This window comes from Ectopseudomonas khazarica, assembly GCF_017915135.1.
GTDB classification, from domain to species: Bacteria; Pseudomonadota; Gammaproteobacteria; order Pseudomonadales; family Pseudomonadaceae; genus Aquipseudomonas; species Aquipseudomonas khazarica.
The window spans coordinates 1,062,144-1,077,933 of record NZ_CP068551.1 but is presented as its reverse complement, the minus strand read 5'-3'; the positions used below and the strand labels follow the sequence as shown (position 1 = coordinate 1,077,933).

Annotated in this window: 12 protein-coding genes; 2 read left to right on the top strand and 10 right to left on the bottom strand. The window is 64.8% G+C overall.

Features of this window, described 5'->3' with window-relative positions:
- Positions 1 to 112: 112 nt before the first annotated feature.
- On the bottom strand, positions 113 to 2,848 hold the full coding sequence (gene secA, locus JLK41_RS04905; RefSeq protein WP_210390478.1) for a preprotein translocase subunit SecA: 2,736 nt from the start codon (positions 2,846 to 2,848) through the stop codon (positions 113 to 115).
- 242 nt (positions 2,849 to 3,090) lie between these two features.
- Positions 3,091 to 4,011, bottom strand: coding sequence for a M23 family metallopeptidase (locus JLK41_RS04900; protein ID WP_210390477.1), 921 nt, complete (start codon positions 4,009 to 4,011; stop codon positions 3,091 to 3,093).
- A 76-nt stretch (positions 4,012 to 4,087) separates the two neighbouring features.
- Between JLK41_RS04900 and JLK41_RS04895 the strand changes: the two genes are divergently transcribed.
- On the top strand, positions 4,088 to 4,546 hold the full coding sequence (locus JLK41_RS04895) for a DUF721 domain-containing protein (protein WP_037046666.1): 459 nt from the start codon (positions 4,088 to 4,090) through the stop codon (positions 4,544 to 4,546).
- Positions 4,547 to 4,553: 7 nt separating this feature from the next.
- On the opposite strand, the gene JLK41_RS04890 is transcribed toward JLK41_RS04895, so the two are convergent.
- Together JLK41_RS04890 and JLK41_RS04885 are read right to left on the bottom strand one after the other, a co-directional pair.
- Positions 4,554 to 5,918: a DUF1329 domain-containing protein gene (locus tag JLK41_RS04890; RefSeq protein ID WP_210390476.1), complete on the bottom strand. Its 1,365-nt coding sequence runs from the start codon at positions 5,916 to 5,918 to the stop codon at positions 4,554 to 4,556.
- A gap of 14 nt (positions 5,919 to 5,932) precedes the next feature.
- Complete coding sequence (locus JLK41_RS04885) at positions 5,933 to 7,732, bottom strand: DUF1302 domain-containing protein (RefSeq protein WP_210390475.1); 1,800 nt, start codon at positions 7,730 to 7,732, stop codon at positions 5,933 to 5,935.
- Between the two features lie 172 nt (positions 7,733 to 7,904).
- On the opposite strand from JLK41_RS04885, the gene JLK41_RS04880 reads away from it, so the two are divergent.
- A complete protein-coding gene (locus JLK41_RS04880) occupies positions 7,905 to 8,939 on the top strand; it encodes an AraC family transcriptional regulator (RefSeq protein ID WP_175253014.1) in 1,035 nt (344 codons plus the stop codon).
- Between the two features lie 9 nt (positions 8,940 to 8,948).
- On the opposite strand, the gene JLK41_RS04875 is transcribed toward JLK41_RS04880, so the two are convergent.
- The 6 genes from JLK41_RS04875 to ftsA all read right to left on the bottom strand — a co-directional run bounded on the left by JLK41_RS04875 (position 8,949) and on the right by ftsA (position 15,774).
- Positions 8,949 to 10,163, bottom strand: a complete 1,215-nt coding sequence (locus JLK41_RS04875) for a DSD1 family PLP-dependent enzyme (protein ID WP_210391189.1) — start codon at positions 10,161 to 10,163, stop codon at positions 8,949 to 8,951.
- Between the two features lie 72 nt (positions 10,164 to 10,235).
- Complete coding sequence (locus JLK41_RS04870) at positions 10,236 to 11,630, bottom strand: D-arabinono-1,4-lactone oxidase (RefSeq protein WP_210390474.1); 1,395 nt, start codon at positions 11,628 to 11,630, stop codon at positions 10,236 to 10,238.
- 1 nt (position 11,631) lies between these two features.
- Complete coding sequence (locus JLK41_RS04865; protein ID WP_167494349.1) at positions 11,632 to 11,970, bottom strand: c-type cytochrome; 339 nt, start codon at positions 11,968 to 11,970, stop codon at positions 11,632 to 11,634.
- A 294-nt stretch (positions 11,971 to 12,264) separates the two neighbouring features.
- The gene (gene lpxC, locus JLK41_RS04860; protein WP_037046645.1) at positions 12,265 to 13,176 is read right to left on the bottom strand and encodes a UDP-3-O-acyl-N-acetylglucosamine deacetylase; all 912 of its coding nucleotides are present in this window, start codon (positions 13,174 to 13,176) and stop codon (positions 12,265 to 12,267) included.
- A gap of 111 nt (positions 13,177 to 13,287) precedes the next feature.
- Complete coding sequence (gene ftsZ / locus JLK41_RS04855) at positions 13,288 to 14,484, bottom strand: cell division protein FtsZ (RefSeq protein ID WP_037046642.1); 1,197 nt, start codon at positions 14,482 to 14,484, stop codon at positions 13,288 to 13,290.
- 42 nt (positions 14,485 to 14,526) lie between these two features.
- On the bottom strand, positions 14,527 to 15,774 hold the full coding sequence (gene ftsA, locus JLK41_RS04850) for a cell division protein FtsA (RefSeq protein ID WP_037046640.1): 1,248 nt from the start codon (positions 15,772 to 15,774) through the stop codon (positions 14,527 to 14,529).
- Positions 15,775 to 15,790 lie beyond the last annotated feature (16 nt).

Genomic DNA, 15,790 nt, shown 5'->3' with positions numbered 1-15,790 from the left:
TCGCCTCGGCGACCGAATGAGATGGTAAAACGCCGCGAACGGTCGAACCGTTCGCGGCGCTGTCAGGGCGCTGGCAGCATAGCCGAAGCGCCCGCTACTGCAAGCAGTCGGATCAGCCAATCTGACCGTGGCAGTGCTTGTACTTCTTGCCCGAACCGCAGGGGCACGGCTCGTTGCGCCCGACCTTCTGCTCGCTGCGCACCGGAGCGGAGGCCACCGCGACATCGCCCTCTTCGGCGTTGCCTTCGTCAGCGGCCAGCGCCGACGCATCGGCGTGCTGGAACTGCATGCGCTCGGCCATGGCCTCGGCCTCGCGACGCAGGCGGGCTTCCTCTTCCGCCGGGTCCTCGCGGCGCACCTGGACGTGGCAGAGCACACGGATGGTGTCGCGCTTGATCGACTCCAGCAGCTCCTGGAACAGGGCGAAGGACTCGCGCTTGTATTCCTGCTTGGGGTTCTTCTGCGCGTAACCACGCAGGTGGATGCCGTGACGCAGGTGATCCATGGTGGACAGGTGGTCCTTCCACAGGTCATCGAGCACACGCAGCAGAATCTGCTTCTCGAAGGTGCGCAGCGCTTCGGCGCTGGCCTGGGTTTCCTTCTCGTTGTAGGCGGTGATCAGCTCGGCGAGGATGCGCTCGCGCAGGGTTTCCTCGTACAGCTTGTCGTCTTCGTCCAGCCATTGCTGGATTGGCAGCTGGATGCCGAAATCGCTCTGCAGCGTCGACTCCAGACCTGCGATATCCCACTGTTCCGGCATCGACTGCGGCGGAATATGGCCGTTGATGGCGGCGGTCAGCACTTCCTCGCGGAACTCGGCGATGGTGTCGCCAACGTTCTCGGCAGCCAGCAGGCTGTTGCGCATGTGGTAGATCACCTTGCGCTGCTCGTTGGCTACGTCGTCGAACTCGAGCAGCTGCTTGCGCATATCGAAGTTGCGGCCTTCGACCTTGCGCTGGGCCTTCTCGATGGCATTGGTGACCATGCGGTGCTCGATGGCCTCGCCGGACTGCATGCCGAGGGCCTTCATGAAGTTCTTCACCCGGTCGGAGGCGAAGATGCGCATCAGGTTGTCTTCCAGCGACAGGTAGAAGCGGCTGGAGCCCGGGTCACCCTGGCGACCGGCACGGCCACGCAGCTGGTTATCGATACGACGCGACTCGTGGCGCTCGGAGGCGATCACGTGCAGGCCGCCGGCTTCGATCACCTGCTGGTGGCGCTTCTGCCACTCGGCCTTGATCTGCGCGACCTGCTCGTCGGTCGGGTTCTCCAGTGCCGCGACTTCCACTTCCCAGTTGCCACCGAGGAGGATGTCGGTACCGCGACCGGCCATGTTGGTGGCGATGGTCAGCGCACCTGGGCGGCCGGCCTGGGCGATGATCTCGGCTTCCTTGTCGTGGAACTTGGCGTTGAGCACCTTGTGCTCGATGCCTTCCTCGTTCAGCAGCTGGCTGACGTACTCGGAGGTCTCGATGGTCGCGGTGCCGACCAGGATCGGCCGGCCCTGGGCCTGGCAGTCCTTGATGTCGGCGATGATCGCCTGGTACTTCTCTTCCTGGGTCAGGTAGACCAGGTCGTTGAAGTCCTTGCGCGCGATCGGCTTGTTGGTCGGGATCACCATCACGTCCAGGCCATAGATCTGGCGGAACTCGAACGCCTCGGTATCGGCCGTACCGGTCATGCCGGACAGCTTGTTGTACAGGCGGAAATAGTTCTGGAAGGTGGTCGAAGCCAGCGTCTGGCTCTCGGCCTGGATGTTCACCCCTTCCTTGGCCTCAATGGCCTGGTGCAGGCCTTCGGACAGGCGACGCCCCGGCATGGTACGGCCGGTGTGCTCGTCGATCAGGATCACCTGGCCGTTCTGCACGATGTATTCGACGTTGCGGTGGAACAGCGTGTGCGCGCGCAGGCTGGCGTAGACGTGGGTCAGCAGGCCCAGGTTGTGCGCGGAGTACAGGCTTTCACCCTCGGCCAGCAGGCCGGCGGCGGTGAGCATTTCCTCGACGTACTGGTGCCCCGCCTCGTTCAGCTCGACCTGGCGCGACTTCTCGTCGACCTTGTAGTGACCTTCCTGGGTCACCACGCCCTCTTCTTCCTCGATGTGCTGCTTGAGGCGCGGGACCAGCTTGTTGATCTCGATGTACAGCTTGGAGCTGTCTTCGGCCTGGCCGGAGATGATCAGCGGGGTACGGGCTTCGTCGATGAGGATGGAGTCGACTTCGTCGATCACGGCGAAATTCAGCTCGCGCTGGAACTTGTCTTCCAGGCTGAACGCCATGTTGTCGCGCAGGTAGTCGAAACCGAATTCGTTGTTGGTGCCATAGGTGATGTCGGCGGCGTAGGCGGCGCGCTTGTCTTCCGGCGGCTGGAACGGGGTGACGATGCCCACGCTCAGGCCGAGGAATTCGTACAGCGGACGCATCCAGTTGGCGTCGCGGCGAGCCAGGTATTCGTTGACCGTGACCACGTGCACGCCCTTGCCGGACAGTGCGTTGAGATAGACGGCCAGGGTGCCGACGAGGGTCTTGCCCTCACCGGTACGCATCTCGGCGATCTTGCCCTCGTGCAGGGTCATGCCGCCGATCAGCTGCACGTCGAAATGGCGCATGCCCATGACCCGCTTGCCGGCCTCCCGGGCCACGGCGAAGGCTTCGGGCAGCAGTTGGTCGAGGGTTTCGCCCTTGGCCAGACGGGCCCTGAACTCTTCGGTCTTGCTCCGCAGTTGATCATCCGAAAGGGCGATCATCTGTTCTTCAAGGACGTTGACGGATTGCACCGCCTTGAGCATGCGTTTGACTTCACGCTCATTTTTGCTTCCGAAAAGTTTTTTCAACAGGGGCGCAAACATATCGACAGGGCTTCCGGCGAATGGATTGAGGTCGGCGCAAATCGCGACCTGGCAGCCAGCATGGCTGCGGGCGAAGGGAGCATTCTACCCGGAAAAGCCGGGGAGGAAAGTGACGTTGTCAGCCGATCGCTACCGCGTGACGGCACAGACGGCACAGGTCCCCGGGCCAGCCCGGGAACACGGCCTGGCCCCATAGATGGGGACGATTGCGAACAATTCAAGAGAGGGCAGGCGCGGCTCGATCACTCGACGCCACTGGTGCGCGCGATGTACAGCGCCGGGTTGACCTGACGGCCGTCCTTGCTGACTTCGAAATGCACGTGATAGCCCGTGGAACGGCCACTGCGACCGACCTTGGCGATGGTCTGACCGCGCTGCACCAAGTCACCGATCTGCACGGTGTTGCTCTGGTTGTGCGCGTAGAGGGTGACGTAACCGTCGGCGTGGCTGATCTCCACCACATTGCCGTAGCCGTTCTTCTTGCCGGAGAAGGTGACGATGCCGGCGGCCACCGACATCACGTCGCTACCCGGCTTGGAGGCGAAGTCGATGCCCTTGTGCACGCTGACCCGCCCGGTCAGCGGATGGATGCGGCTGCCGAACGGCGACGACACGTAGCCCTGCAGAACGGGACGACCGGAAAGGGTCTCGGCCTCGTTCAGGCGGCGCTCGCCGAACAACTGCTCGAGCACCTCCAGTTGCTGCTCGCGGCTGTCCACGCGCAGCGCCAGCTCATCCAGCGCATTCATGAACGGCGGCGGCGAATAGGCCGAGGCGCCGAGCGCATCTTCCGCGCCACCCTGACCAACGCTGAGGGAGAAATCGAATTCGCCGGCATCCAGTTCGGCCAGCTCGGTGAGGCGCTCGCCCAGGGCATCGAGACGCGTCAGTCGTGCCTGCAGCTCCGCCACATGCGCGGCGAAGGCGTCCAGCTGACGCTGCGCGTCCTGGCGCACCGCGCCAACCTGCTTGCGCTGCTGATCCAGCGCCTCGACCAGCGACGTGTCGACCACCGGTTCCGCGGTCAACCACTTGGCACCCAGCGCGGCGCCGGCGCCCAGGCTCAGTGCCAACGCCAGGAAAGCGGCCAGCAACAGCCAGCGCAGATCCAGGTTGATCGTTCGCGCCGAACCATGGCGGCTATTGAGTAGGATGATTTGCATGGCTTCCCCTCTCGCGGAGCACTATCGGCAGCACGCTCTGCTACCATGACCGCTCTGCAACCTAAGGCCTCCTGCCATGACGTTTCGTCCCTTGCCGGCCCAGGCACCCGCTACGCTGCTACGCGAAGCCAAGCCCCTGAAAGCGCTGTTCGGTCAGGCCCAACGCCTGACCAACCTGCAGCGTCTTGTGGAAAGCCAGCTACAACCGGCGGCCCGGGAACACTGTCATGTAGCGTCCTGGCGTGACGGCTGTCTGCTATTGATCGTGACCGATGGCCACTGGGCAACACGCCTGCGTTATCAGCAAAGAAGGCTGCAACGACAACTACAGGCACTCGAAGAATTCGCGACCTTAACGAAAATACTGTTCAAGGTGCAACCTTCGACAGGTCCGAATCGTGGAACCGTTCGCAGCGTTCGCCTGTCCAATAGCGCCGCACAGAGTATCCAGGCGACGGCCGAGGGCATCAGCGACCCCAGCCTGAAGGCCGCCCTTGAGCGCCTGGCCAGCCGCAGCGACAGCCAGACGCCCTGACCCGGAACTACTGCGTACCCTTGCGCCGCAGGCTGGCCGGGGTGAAGTAACTCGCCGGCGGCGGCGACAGATGGTACTGGCGCGGCGCCTTCTCGTTGTTGCGCAGACCGATCACCGTATAGCTGCGGGCGATGAGGTCGTGGTAGACGATGTTCACCGGGGCGATGACCGGCACCTCGTAGGCATTCTTGGTGAACGCCAGGTTGACGTGCCACAGCTCGCCACGGGCGTCGTAGTTCTCCACCATCAGGGCATACCAGCTGTCTTCGTCGAGGTAGAAGCGGCGCTTGGCGTGCACGTGGCGCTGACCCGGACGCAGGGTCGCCTCGACCACCCACACGCGGTGCATCTCCCAGCGGGTCAGGTCGCTGTTGAGGTGGCCCGGCTTGACCAGCTCAGCGGCGTCCATGCCCGGCTTCTCCATGGCGTAGTTGTGGTACGGCACCAGCAGCGAACGCTTGCCGACCAGCTTCCAGTCGTAGCGGTCGGTGGCACCGTTGTACATGTCGGTGTCATCGGCGTAGATGCCATCGATCGGCATGTCGTAGGCCAGGGTCGGCGCACGCCGCACACGGCGCTGGCCGGGGTTGTAGATCCACGCCGAGCGCGGTTCGGCGACCTGGTCGATGGGCTCGTGCACCAGCAGCGCGCGGCCCACGTCGCGTGACGGCGGCAGCAGTTCGCTGGCGAAATAGTAGAGACGATTGCCCAGGCTCCCGGCGTCCTTCTTCGGGTCGTAGTAGCTGGACAGCAGCTGGATGCGCTCGCGCAACAGCGAGTAGCTGCCGCTGGTGGTGACCTGCGCGGTCACCGCCACCTCGTCGGTGTAGCGCGCCTGCCAGCGGGCGATGTGGTTCCAGATCGCCTCGCGGCCATCGGCCGGGATCGGGAACGGAATGCCGCCATAGGCGCCCACCAGGCCGTAGCCGGAGTCGCTCAGTTCGGCCTGCTGCGCATTGACGGCGGTGTTGCGGTAGATGTCCTCCGGTGCGGAAAAGCTGCGGTGGCTGGGGTAGACCGGCAGCTTGAAGGTCTGCGGATAGGCCTTGAGCAGCGCCTTGACGCCGTCGCTGAGGTTGTCCGCGTCGGCCTGCATGGTGCTGGCGTCGATCACCCGCAGCGGCGTTTCCTCGGCATAGGGATCGACGTGGAAGCTGCCCGGGCCGCCATAACCGGCTGGCGGCTGCGTCATGCCACCGGTCCACTGCGGGATGCCCTTGGCCGCATCGCCCTGGCGCTCGGCGCCGAAGGGGGTCAGCGTGCCCTGCAGTTGCGCCGCCTGTTCGGTACTTACCCTGGCCTGGGCCGCCAGGGGCAGCAGCAGGCCGAGGGAAAACAGGACCGTACAGGTCCGTAGAAGGATTCTGGTCATTGCGGGTCCTGCCATCAGAAGGAGTAGGAGACGTTGAGCGCGAGGTGATCGCGGTCGATCAGCGCGTTGTCCTTGCGTGCGCCCCAGAACGAGGTGTAGGACAGCTTGCCGGCCAGCTTCTGGCCGTACCTGGCACCCAGTTCGACGGTGGCGGACTTGCGCCCCTGGATGAAGTTCTCGTTGAGCGCCGGCGAGGTGCCGGACACGTCCTGGCGGAAGGTGATCGCCGGCATCAGGTCGAAGTTCGGCGTCACGTCCTGGACCAGACCGGAGAGGTTCACCGTGTAGCCCCAGGCGAAGCTGTCCAGGTACGCGTAGTTAAGCGTGTCGAGCAGGCCGCCCGGCACATGGTTGAAGGCCGCCTCGGCCAGTACTACCAGGTCGTCCAGGCCGGCGCTGGGACCGAAGGCGTGGATCGCGGAGATCGAACCGGTGTACAGCTCGTGGCGCTTGTACAGGTCGATGCTGCGGCGTGGGTCATTGGCCGAACCGTCGCCGAACTCGCCCAGGTCGATGCTCCCGCCACTGGCACCGCCGGCGCCGAGGGCGCTCCCGGCCAGTTGCTCCAGCTCGTAGGTCATCGACGGTTCCAGCGGCGCGTTGGGCCGATAGGTCAGCTCGCCTGCCAGGCTGGTGTCGCCGATGGTGCCGGACACGCTGAGGCCGAACAGGCGGATGTCCTCGGGGTAGACGAAGTCGTAGTAGGTGCTGTCGAGCATGGCCAGGCCGTCCACCAGCGGCACCGAGGCCGGGTCGAGCAGCTTGGTCAGGCCGCACAGGTCGGCGAAGCGCCCGCCGCTGCCGGCGCTGCAGGCCATGGACTGGCCCTTCTGCACACGCAGGAACGGCACCTTGCTGTGGTAGTTGAGGTAGTAGAGGCTGAACTCGGTGTTGTTCCACTGCTCCACCAGGTAGCGCAGGGCCAGGCCGTACTGGCCGTCGTCGCGGGCGTCGTGCTCACGGCCATAGCGGGCGCCGGCGACGATGCCGTTCTCGCCATTGAGCCCCGGGGCCAGCTCGGCCAGCGCCCCCAGCTCGCTGCGCAGGTCCACCAGTACGCCGTTGCTGCCCTTGCCGAAGTAGTCCTGGTTATTGAGGAAGGCACCGGTGGGGATCATCTCGTGACCCTTCCACTCCAGCCCGTAGAAGGTCTCGACGTTGAGCGCGTCGGTCAGGCCGAACTGCGCGGAGACCATGTTGGTCGGCAGCAGCGCGTCCTTGAGGCTGGCGTTGGGCAGCACCACGCGGCCGATGTCCACCGGGTTGATCACGTTGAGACCGTCGGCATAGAAGATGCCCTCGCCCCAGTTGATCACCTGGCGACCGAGTCGCACGCTGACCGGCATCTCGCCCAAGTAGCGGTTGGTATAGAGGTAGGCATCGAGCAGGCGCGCGCGATGGCCGGCGCGGTTTTTCAGGTCCGAGGGGTAGCGCTTGTCGCTGTCGGTGTTGTGGGTAGCGAAGCCATCACCGCTGGGCGCGTGGTCCATGATCTGGGTGTCGTACCAGGCGGTACCGCGGACGAACAGGCCGTCCTGCTCGGTGCGCACGTGCAGCTCGGAGGTCAGCTTGAATTCGTTGGAGACGAACCCCTTGCCGTAGTACTCGCTGCCGTCGTTGTTGTTGATGAAGACGTTCTGCCCAGCGCGCGTGATGTGCTCGGGCGAACCGGTGCGGTACACCGATGTGAATTCGACGACGCTCTCGAGCGAGGTCATCAGATCGGGACCGGTCTCGATTTCAAAAGCCTGCAGCTGCGTCCCCCACAACCCCAGCCCCACCGCCAATGCCAACTTGTTTTTGTTGTATGACATATGCACCTCCTGAGTCCCGATGAAACTAACGGCAACCAAAAAGCCGGCATGGGGCCAGAACGGACAAAAAGGAGGGCTCAAGAGGCCTGTCACATTTTCAAACACTTTCATCGCGCGCCATTTGCGGCACACTGCCAGGCAGCCATCTTCGGGCAGTGAGGGATGCACAGGCATGAAACCCATCGTCGATCCGCGCTATTCGGAAGCCTCGGCACCGCCGCTGATTTCCCGCTTCCTGCTGCAGCACGCGGTCGCCTGCGGGCATGACCCGGAACTGCTGTGCCGTGGCCTGGGCTTCGCCCCGGAGGATCTGAAGCGGCCGGACTATCGCCTGTCCTTCCGCCAGAGCTACAGACTGGTGCGGCGTGCCCTTCAGGTGCTGGGCGACAACGGCCTGGGGCTGACGGTCGGCAGCCGGCAGACGCCGGTGTCCTGGGGGCTGGCCGGCCTGGCCATGCTGGCCTGCCCGGACCTGGGCACGGCACTGGACCTGGGGCTGCGCTACCAGTGGCACATCGGCAGCCTGCTCGACTATCACATCGAAATCGTGGACGACCAGGTGCTGTTCTACGCCACCCCGCGCTTCTTCGACCCTGAGGTGGCCGTGTTCTACCTGGAGGAAGCCTTCGCCAGCAGCCTGGCCATCGTGCGTTTCCTCACCGGCGCGGACCTGGTCGCCAGCCACATCGAGGTGCAATACCCCGCCCCGCCCCACGCGCAGCGCTACGCGGAACTGTTCCGCTGCCCGGTGCGTTTCGCCTGCGAGCACAACCGGATGCAGTTCCCGGCCGCCTGGCTGCAACTGCCGCTGCCGACCCGCGACGACTATGCGGCGGCCGAGGCGTGCATGCTGCTGGACAGCGCGGGCCGGCACGAACAGGGACTGAGCGACCTGATCGAGACCATTGAGCGCGAGGTGCGCAAGCGCCTCGAGTCACCGCCGTCGCTGAGCCAGCTGGCCAGCCAGTTGAACCTGAGCGAGCGCACCCTGCGCCGGCGCATCGGCGAGGCGGGCCTGAGCTATCACGCAATCGTCGACGAACTGCGCCGGACGCGGGCGCTGCAACTGCTCGGCCAGCGCGACAACCGGTTGATCGACGTGGCCTGCGCCACCGGTTTCAGCGATGTGCGCAACTTCCGCCGCGCCTTCAAGCGCTGGACCGGCGTGACCCCGCGCACGGCCAAACAGCGCATCGCCCAGGAATGACCGCGCCCCTCAGGACTCCTGATACACCGGCCAGCGCTCGACGATGCGACCACCGCGCAGCGCCAGCAGGTCGCCGAACTGCAGCAACACCGACTCGCTCTGGGTCGGCCGCAGGAACACCTGGTCCTCCACCCCCAGCGCCACTGCCGGCGAGCCGTTGACCAGTTCCTGGTTCGAGCTGCGCCCGAACACTTCACTCAATTGCAGCCCGGCGGGCGAGGCGAAGTCGGCCTGCCAGTTGCCGCCATAGATGAAGAAGGTTTCGCGCTGGTTGACGTCCCACCAGGAGAACAGCTGCGACTTCTCGTCCAGCGCCGGGATGCGCAGCGCCCCGGTACGCTTGAGCACCGGCGTGGCGATGTACACCGCAGGCACATGCTCGGCCAGCGACGGCAGATCGTAGTGGCTGGGCTTGAGCAGGCCGGTGCCGACGGCCACCTCGGTGCTCAGCGACTCGCCCTCGTGGGCACGGTAGCTGGGGCTGCCGGCGGTGTTCAGGGTCAGGCCCTCGCGCCACAGCGCGGGGAAGCGCTGGCGGGTGAAGTCCACATGCCCCTGGTACAGCGCCATCACCTTGGCCAGCAGTTCGTCCTGGGTGCCGAGCAGCTCCGGCAGGTTCATGCCGACGAACGGGTCGTAGCCCATGAAGCCGGCGAACTCCAGATGCTGCGGGTTATCCGCGATCAGTTGCAGCAACTGCCCCAGCACCTGGGTGTCGTGCACGCCACCACGGTGCAGGCCGACATCCAGTTCGATGTTGATGCGCAACCGCGTGCCCAGGCCCTGGGCCAGCGCCAGGTATTGCCCCAGCCGCTCGGGGCTATCGATCAGCCACTGCAACTGGCGGGCAGGGTCGAACGGTCCGCGGTGGCGCTCGTAGAACAGCTGCGCCGAGCGTACCGGCAGCGGCTTGCCGAGCAGGATATCGGCCTCGGGGAAAAGCCGCGCATCGTGATTCAGGAACGGCTGGTGGAAGGACATCAGCCGCCGGGTGTCCAGGCGCTCACCGATGTAGCGCAGCAGGCCGGGAGCCGGCAGGGATTTCTCCACCAGGCGCAGTTGCTTGCCGCTGCGTGCGAGCGACTGCCGGACCACCTCGATGTTGTGGTCGAGCCGGTCAAGGTCGATCAGCAGCGCCGGGCGCATCGGGCCGTTGGCCTTGAGCTCCTGGTTCAGCGCCTGGAAGTAGGCGTCATGCGGCTGGCCATGGTCGCGCGGCCGCAGCCAGGCAGCGGCCAGCAAGCCACCGGCAGCGAGGCCGGCCAGTACGAAAGAACGTCGCTTCATCGTGGTTCCTCAGGCAAGACCGAAGATGCCGGCCAGGTGCGCGTTGACGAAGCGGCCGTGCGGGTCCAGCGCCTGGCGCACCTCGGTGAATGCCTGCCAGCGCGGGTACAGCGCCTGCAGCTGGCGCGCGCCCAGGCTGTGCAGCTTGCCCCAGTGCGGACGGCCCTGGTATTTCCAGAAGATCGGCTCGATCGCGGCAAAGAAGTTGTGGTGATCCATCGCGTAGTGCTGATGCACCGAGATCGAGCAGCTGTCGCGGCCCTCGAACATGCTCAGGGGAATGTCGTCGGCCTTGACGTAGCGGTACTCAATGGGGAACCAGGTGCGCAGGTTGCCCTCGTCGATGCGCTTGAGGATCTCGCGCAGGCAGGCCGGACCCAGCTCGGCCGGCACCGAGTACTCCATCTCGTTGAAGCGCACGTTGCGCACGTTGGCGAAGACTTCGTAGGAGTCGTCCACCCGGTCCTCGAAGCTGGCCAGGTGGCGCATGTTGTTCAGCAGGCTGCGGCGCAGGTCGGGGAAGTCGCTCAGGTACTTGTCCAGCCCCTCGATCAGGCCGACGAAGCCGTTGCCACCCTCCTCCTCCGGCGACAAGGGCGGCGTCTCCGGGTCCTCGGTCTCGTTCAGCGCCACCGACAGCGCGTAGTCGGAGTGCGTGACCACCAGCATCTCCCAGTGCTGGTTGTCGCGCGTGAGGTTGTCGATATCCTCCAGCAGCTCCTCGGTCCTGGCGATCCACTGGCGCTCGCGCAGGCGATAGGCGTGGCGGTTCTGCAGGCGCACGCGGGTAACCACCCCCAGCGCACCGAGCGACACCCGTGCGGCATCGAACAGCGCAGGATTGTTGTCGCGGCTGCAATCGAGCACGTCGCCAGCCGCACTGACCAGCTGCAGGCCACAGACCTGGGCGGAATAGGAGCCGAAGTCGACGCCGGTGCCGTGGGTCGAGGTGGCGATCGCCCCGGCCAGGGTCTGGTAGTCGATGTCGGCCATGTTGACCAGCGCCTGGCCGACCTCCTTGAGCGGCGCACCCATCTGCGACATCAGCGTGCCACCGGCGAATTCGGCCTGCAGGCTCTGCGCATCATGCTCCAACAACCCGGAGAAGTGGCTGAGCGACAACAGGGTGCCGTCGGTGGGAACCAGCGCGCTGAAGGAATGCCCCGAGCCGACCGGGCGGATCTTGCCCGGCGCCTGGCGAATGGCCTGGATCAGCTCGTCCAGGTTCTTCGGCGCCAGTCTTTCCAGCGGCAGGCAGCTCTGCGCGCCGGACCAGTTGCGCCAGGGGATCGGCCGCGAGGCGAGCGACGATTCGGCCCAGAGCGGACGGCCCGGCAGCGCCAGCAGGGCGCCCAGCAGGCTGGCGCGCTGCAGCAGTTGACGGCGGGAGAACGGCTGGCCCATGTCAGCGGCCCTCCGTCGCGGCGGTCGACATGAACGCGATCAGCGCCTGGAACTCCTCCGCCGAGCACTGCATGCACAACCCCATCGGCGGCATGCCCTGGAACCCGCTGATGCTGTGCTCCAGCAGGGTGTCCATGCCCTTGGCCAGACGCGGCGCCCAGGCCTGAGCATCGCCGGTCAGCGGCGCACCGGCAGCCGGGCTGGCATGGCATTGCTGGCAACTGGTGGCATACAACTGCGCCAGCGCTGCGTCCGCCGGCACGGCATCCGCTCGCACCTGCGGCCCGGCTTCCTCGCCACAGCCGCCCAGCGCCAGGCAGGCAACGCACAGCGCAGCCATCCCCTTCCAACCCAACAGCCCTGCCCGCATGCTCGCCTCCCGACGTCTTTGCTCACTCGATGGCGCCACACTAAAGCAGCCCCCCGCGACGCATGAGGGCCCAAACGGCCAGCGAACAACCGGGAAACGGCCAAGGCGGGCGGCCGCAGGGAACGGGCAAACAAGGTTTCACGGCGCTGCCGTTCACGGGCAAACCGGCTCACGCAGTGCCCGGAACACGATGAGCCGCTCAGGAGCGGCCATAAAAAAGGCCACCCGAAGGTGGCCTCAATTGCAGCTAGGAAGAGAGTTCGCTTACACGGCCGCAACCGGGCGCATGTAAGAGATTGGCGCAAGCGTGGCGTCCTCGAAGGTCACCATCTCCCAGGCATCGGTCTGTTCGATCAGGGTGCGCAGCAAACGGTTGTTCAGTGCGTGACCGGACTTGAAGCCCTTGAACTCGCCAATCAGGCTGTTACCCAGCAGGTAAAGGTCGCCGATGGCATCGAGAATCTTGTGTTTGACGAACTCGTCCTCGTAACGCAGGCCGTCTTCGTTGAGCACACGATATTCGTCGACCACGATGGCGTTTTCCACGCTGCCACCGAGTGCCAGGTTCTGCGAACGCAGGAACTCGATGTCACGCATGAAGCCGAAGGTGCGGGCCCGGCTGACTTCCTTGACGAAAGACGTGCTGGAGAAATCCACACTGGCGCTCTGCGTGCGATTGCGGAACACGGGGTGATCGAAGTCGATCTCGAAACTCACCTTGAAACCGTCGAAAGGCACGAAGGTGGCGCGCTTGTCGCCCTCCACCACCGTGACCTCACGCAGGATGCGGATGAACTTCTTAGGCGCTTCCTGCTCCTGCAGGCCAGCGGATTGAATCAGGAATACGAAAGGACCAGCGCTACCATCCATGATCGGCACTTCGGACGCGGAGAGCTCGACGTAGGCGTTATCGATGCCCAGGCCTGCCATGGCCGAAAGCAGGTGCTCTACCGTATCCACCTTGACATCACCATTGATCAACGTGGTCGACATGGTGGTTTCACCGACATTCCCGGCCGATGCGCGGATTTCCACGACTGGGTCGAGATCGGTGCGACGGAACACGATGCCAGTGTCCACCGGTGCCGGCTTCAGGGTCAGGTAAACCTTTTCCCCCGAATGCAGGCCAACGCCGGTGGCACGGATAATGTTCTTCAGGGTGCGTTGTCTGATCATGGCTTGGCCGCTATATCGCTAGTTGCGAACTGTTTTCAACAATGGTCGGAAATGATAGCAGAACCGACCTTTGCTGAACACCAATCACTTTCATACTCCTGATAAGTTTCATCAATCAGCCTGACGACGCAGGAACGCCGGAATATCCAGGTAATCGAGATCGTCCTGGGTATTGAGCTTGGCTGCGGTAGCCGCGCCGCTGTGGCTCTGACGCTGCACGGTCGGACGCTCGTAGTCCTTGTAGTTGACCGACTGCTCGCTGCGCGGCTGTTGCGCGGCAGGCTGCTGGGCAACCGGCTGGCTGACGGCGACCTGCACGGTGTTGTCGATCACCTTGACCGGCTTCTCCATGCGCGCGCCCAGACCGGTGGCGACCACGGTGACGTGCAGTTCGTCGCGCATGTCGGCGTCGATCACGGTACCGACCTTGACGGTGGCCTGCTCGGACGCGAACTGCTCGATGATGTTACCCACGTCGGAGTACTCGCCCAGCGACAGGTCCGGACCTGCGGTGATGTTGACCAGGATGCCGCGAGCGCCCTGCAGGTTGACGTCTTCCAGCAGCGGGTTGCGGATCGCCGCCTCGGTGGCTTCACGCGCACGGTTCGGACCGCTGGCGCAGCCGGTGCCCATCATCGCCATGCCCATCTCGCTCATCACGGTCTTCACGTCGGCGAAGTCGACGTTGATCATGCCCGGACGCTTGATGATGTCGGAGATACCGCGCACGGCGCCGGCCAGCACGTCATCGGCCTTGGCGAAGGCGGACAGCAGGCTGGCATCCTTGCCCAGGATGGTCAGCAGCTTCTCGTTGGGAATGGTGATCAGCGAATCGACGCTCTCGGCCAGCGCGCGGATGCCCTCGTCGGCAATCACCATGCGCTTCTTGCCTTCGAACGGGAACGGACGGGTGACCACGGCCACGGTCAGGATACCCATCTCCTTGGCCACTTCGGCGATCACCGGAGCAGCGCCGGTACCGGTACCACCGCCCATGCCGGTGGTGATGAACACCATGTCGGTGCCCTGCAGCACTTCGGCGATGCGCTCGCGGTCTTCCAGCGCGGCCTGACGACCGACCTCCGGATTGGCACCAGCACCCAGGCCCTTGGTCACGCCCGGGCCGAGCTGCAGCACGGTGCGCGCACCGATGTTCTTCAGCGCCTGCGCATCGGTGTTGGCGCAGATGAACTCGACGCCCTCGATGTTGCTGACGGCCATGTGATTGACCGCGTTGCCGCCGCCACCACCGACACCGATGACCTTGATCACCGCACTTTGTGGAATGTTGTCTACTAGTTCGAACATGATCCCTCTCCTTCCTTTCTAGTTGTAACGCCTACTGCAAATTTAGAAATTGCCTTGGACCCAGCGCTTGATGCGCTCGAGTACCGGGGTCTTGCTTTCGTCCTGGTAAGGACTGCCCACCGACATGGAAATGCCGTCGTGCTGCTTCTGCAGCCCGTACAGCAGCAAGCCCACACCGGTGGAATAAATCGGGTTGCGCACGACATCGGCCATGCCCTTGACGCTGTGCGGCACGCCCAGGCGCACCGGCATGTGGAAGATTTCCTCGGCCAGTTCGACCGCGCCTTCCATCTTCGCCGTGCCACCGGTCATGACGATGCCGGCCGGAATCAGGTCTTCGTAGCCGCTGCGACGCAGCTCGGCCTGGATCAGGGTGAACAGCTCGTCGTAACGCGGCTCGACCACCTCGGCCAGGGACTGGCGCGACAGGTCGCGCGGCGGACGATCACCGACGCTCGGCACCTTGATGGTTTCGCCGGCACCGGCCAGCTTGGCCAGGGCGCAGGCATAACGAATCTTGATTTCCTCGGCGTACTGGGTCGGCGTACGCAGGGCCATGGCGATGTCGTTGGTGACCTGATCGCCGGCGATCGGAATCACGGCGGTATGGCGGATGGCGCCTTCGGTGAAGATGGCGATATCGGTAGTGCCGCCACCGATGTCCACCAGGCACACGCCCAGCTCCTTCTCGTCCTCGGTCAGCACCGAATACGCGGATGCAAGCTGCTCGAGGATGATGTCGTCGACCTCGAGGCCGCAGCGACGCACGCACTTTTCGATGTTCTGCGCGGCGTTCACGGCACAGGTGACCACGTGCACCTTGGCCTCCAGACGCACGCCGGACATGCCCAGCGGTTCGCGCACGCCCTCCTGGTTGTCGATCACATAGTCCTGCGCCAGGGTGTGCAGCACCCGCTGGTCCGCCGGAATGGCGACGGCCTGCGCGGCGTCGAGCACGCGTTCGATATCGGCGCCGCTGACCTCGCGATCGCGGATGGCGACGATGCCGTGGCTGTTCAGGCTGCGGATGTGGTTGCCGGCCACGCCGACGAACGCCGAGTGGATACGGCAGCCGGCCATCAGCTGGGCTTCTTCCACCGCGCGCTGGATCGATGCCACGGTGGACTCGATGTTGACCACCACGCCCTTTTTCAGCCCGCGCGACGGATGGGTGCCGATGCCGACGATCTCCAGCTGGCCGTCGGCCGTCACCTCGCCCACCAGCGCCACCACCTTGGAGGTGCCGATGTCCAGGCCAACGATCATCTTGCCGCTATGCGCGCTACTCATTTAATCCTGCCTCTTC

Excerpts from the sequence above, each read along its gene's own strand:
- JLK41_RS04890 (WP_210390476.1), bottom strand. The coding sequence starts at position 5,918 with ATGACCAGAATCCTTCTACGGACCTGTACGGTCCTGTTTTCCCTCGGC.
- lpxC (WP_037046645.1), bottom strand. The coding sequence starts at position 13,176 with ATGATCAGACAACGCACCCTGAAGAACATTATCCGTGCCACCGGCGTT.
- secA (WP_210390478.1), bottom strand. The coding sequence starts at position 2,848 with ATGTTTGCGCCCCTGTTGAAAAAACTTTTCGGAAGCAAAAATGAGCGT.
- JLK41_RS04880 (WP_175253014.1), top strand. The coding sequence starts at position 7,905 with ATGAAACCCATCGTCGATCCGCGCTATTCGGAAGCCTCGGCACCGCCG.
- ftsA (WP_037046640.1), bottom strand. The coding sequence starts at position 15,774 with ATGAGTAGCGCGCATAGCGGCAAGATGATCGTTGGCCTGGACATCGGC.
- JLK41_RS04865 (WP_167494349.1), bottom strand. The coding sequence starts at position 11,970 with ATGGCTGCGCTGTGCGTTGCCTGCCTGGCGCTGGGCGGCTGTGGCGAG.
- JLK41_RS04895 (WP_037046666.1), top strand. The coding sequence starts at position 4,088 with ATGACGTTTCGTCCCTTGCCGGCCCAGGCACCCGCTACGCTGCTACGC.
- JLK41_RS04885 (WP_210390475.1), bottom strand. The coding sequence starts at position 7,732 with ATGTCATACAACAAAAACAAGTTGGCATTGGCGGTGGGGCTGGGGTTG.
- ftsZ (WP_037046642.1), bottom strand. The coding sequence starts at position 14,484 with ATGTTCGAACTAGTAGACAACATTCCACAAAGTGCGGTGATCAAGGTC.
- JLK41_RS04870 (WP_210390474.1), bottom strand. The coding sequence starts at position 11,630 with ATGGGCCAGCCGTTCTCCCGCCGTCAACTGCTGCAGCGCGCCAGCCTG.
- JLK41_RS04900 (WP_210390477.1), bottom strand. The coding sequence starts at position 4,011 with ATGCAAATCATCCTACTCAATAGCCGCCATGGTTCGGCGCGAACGATC.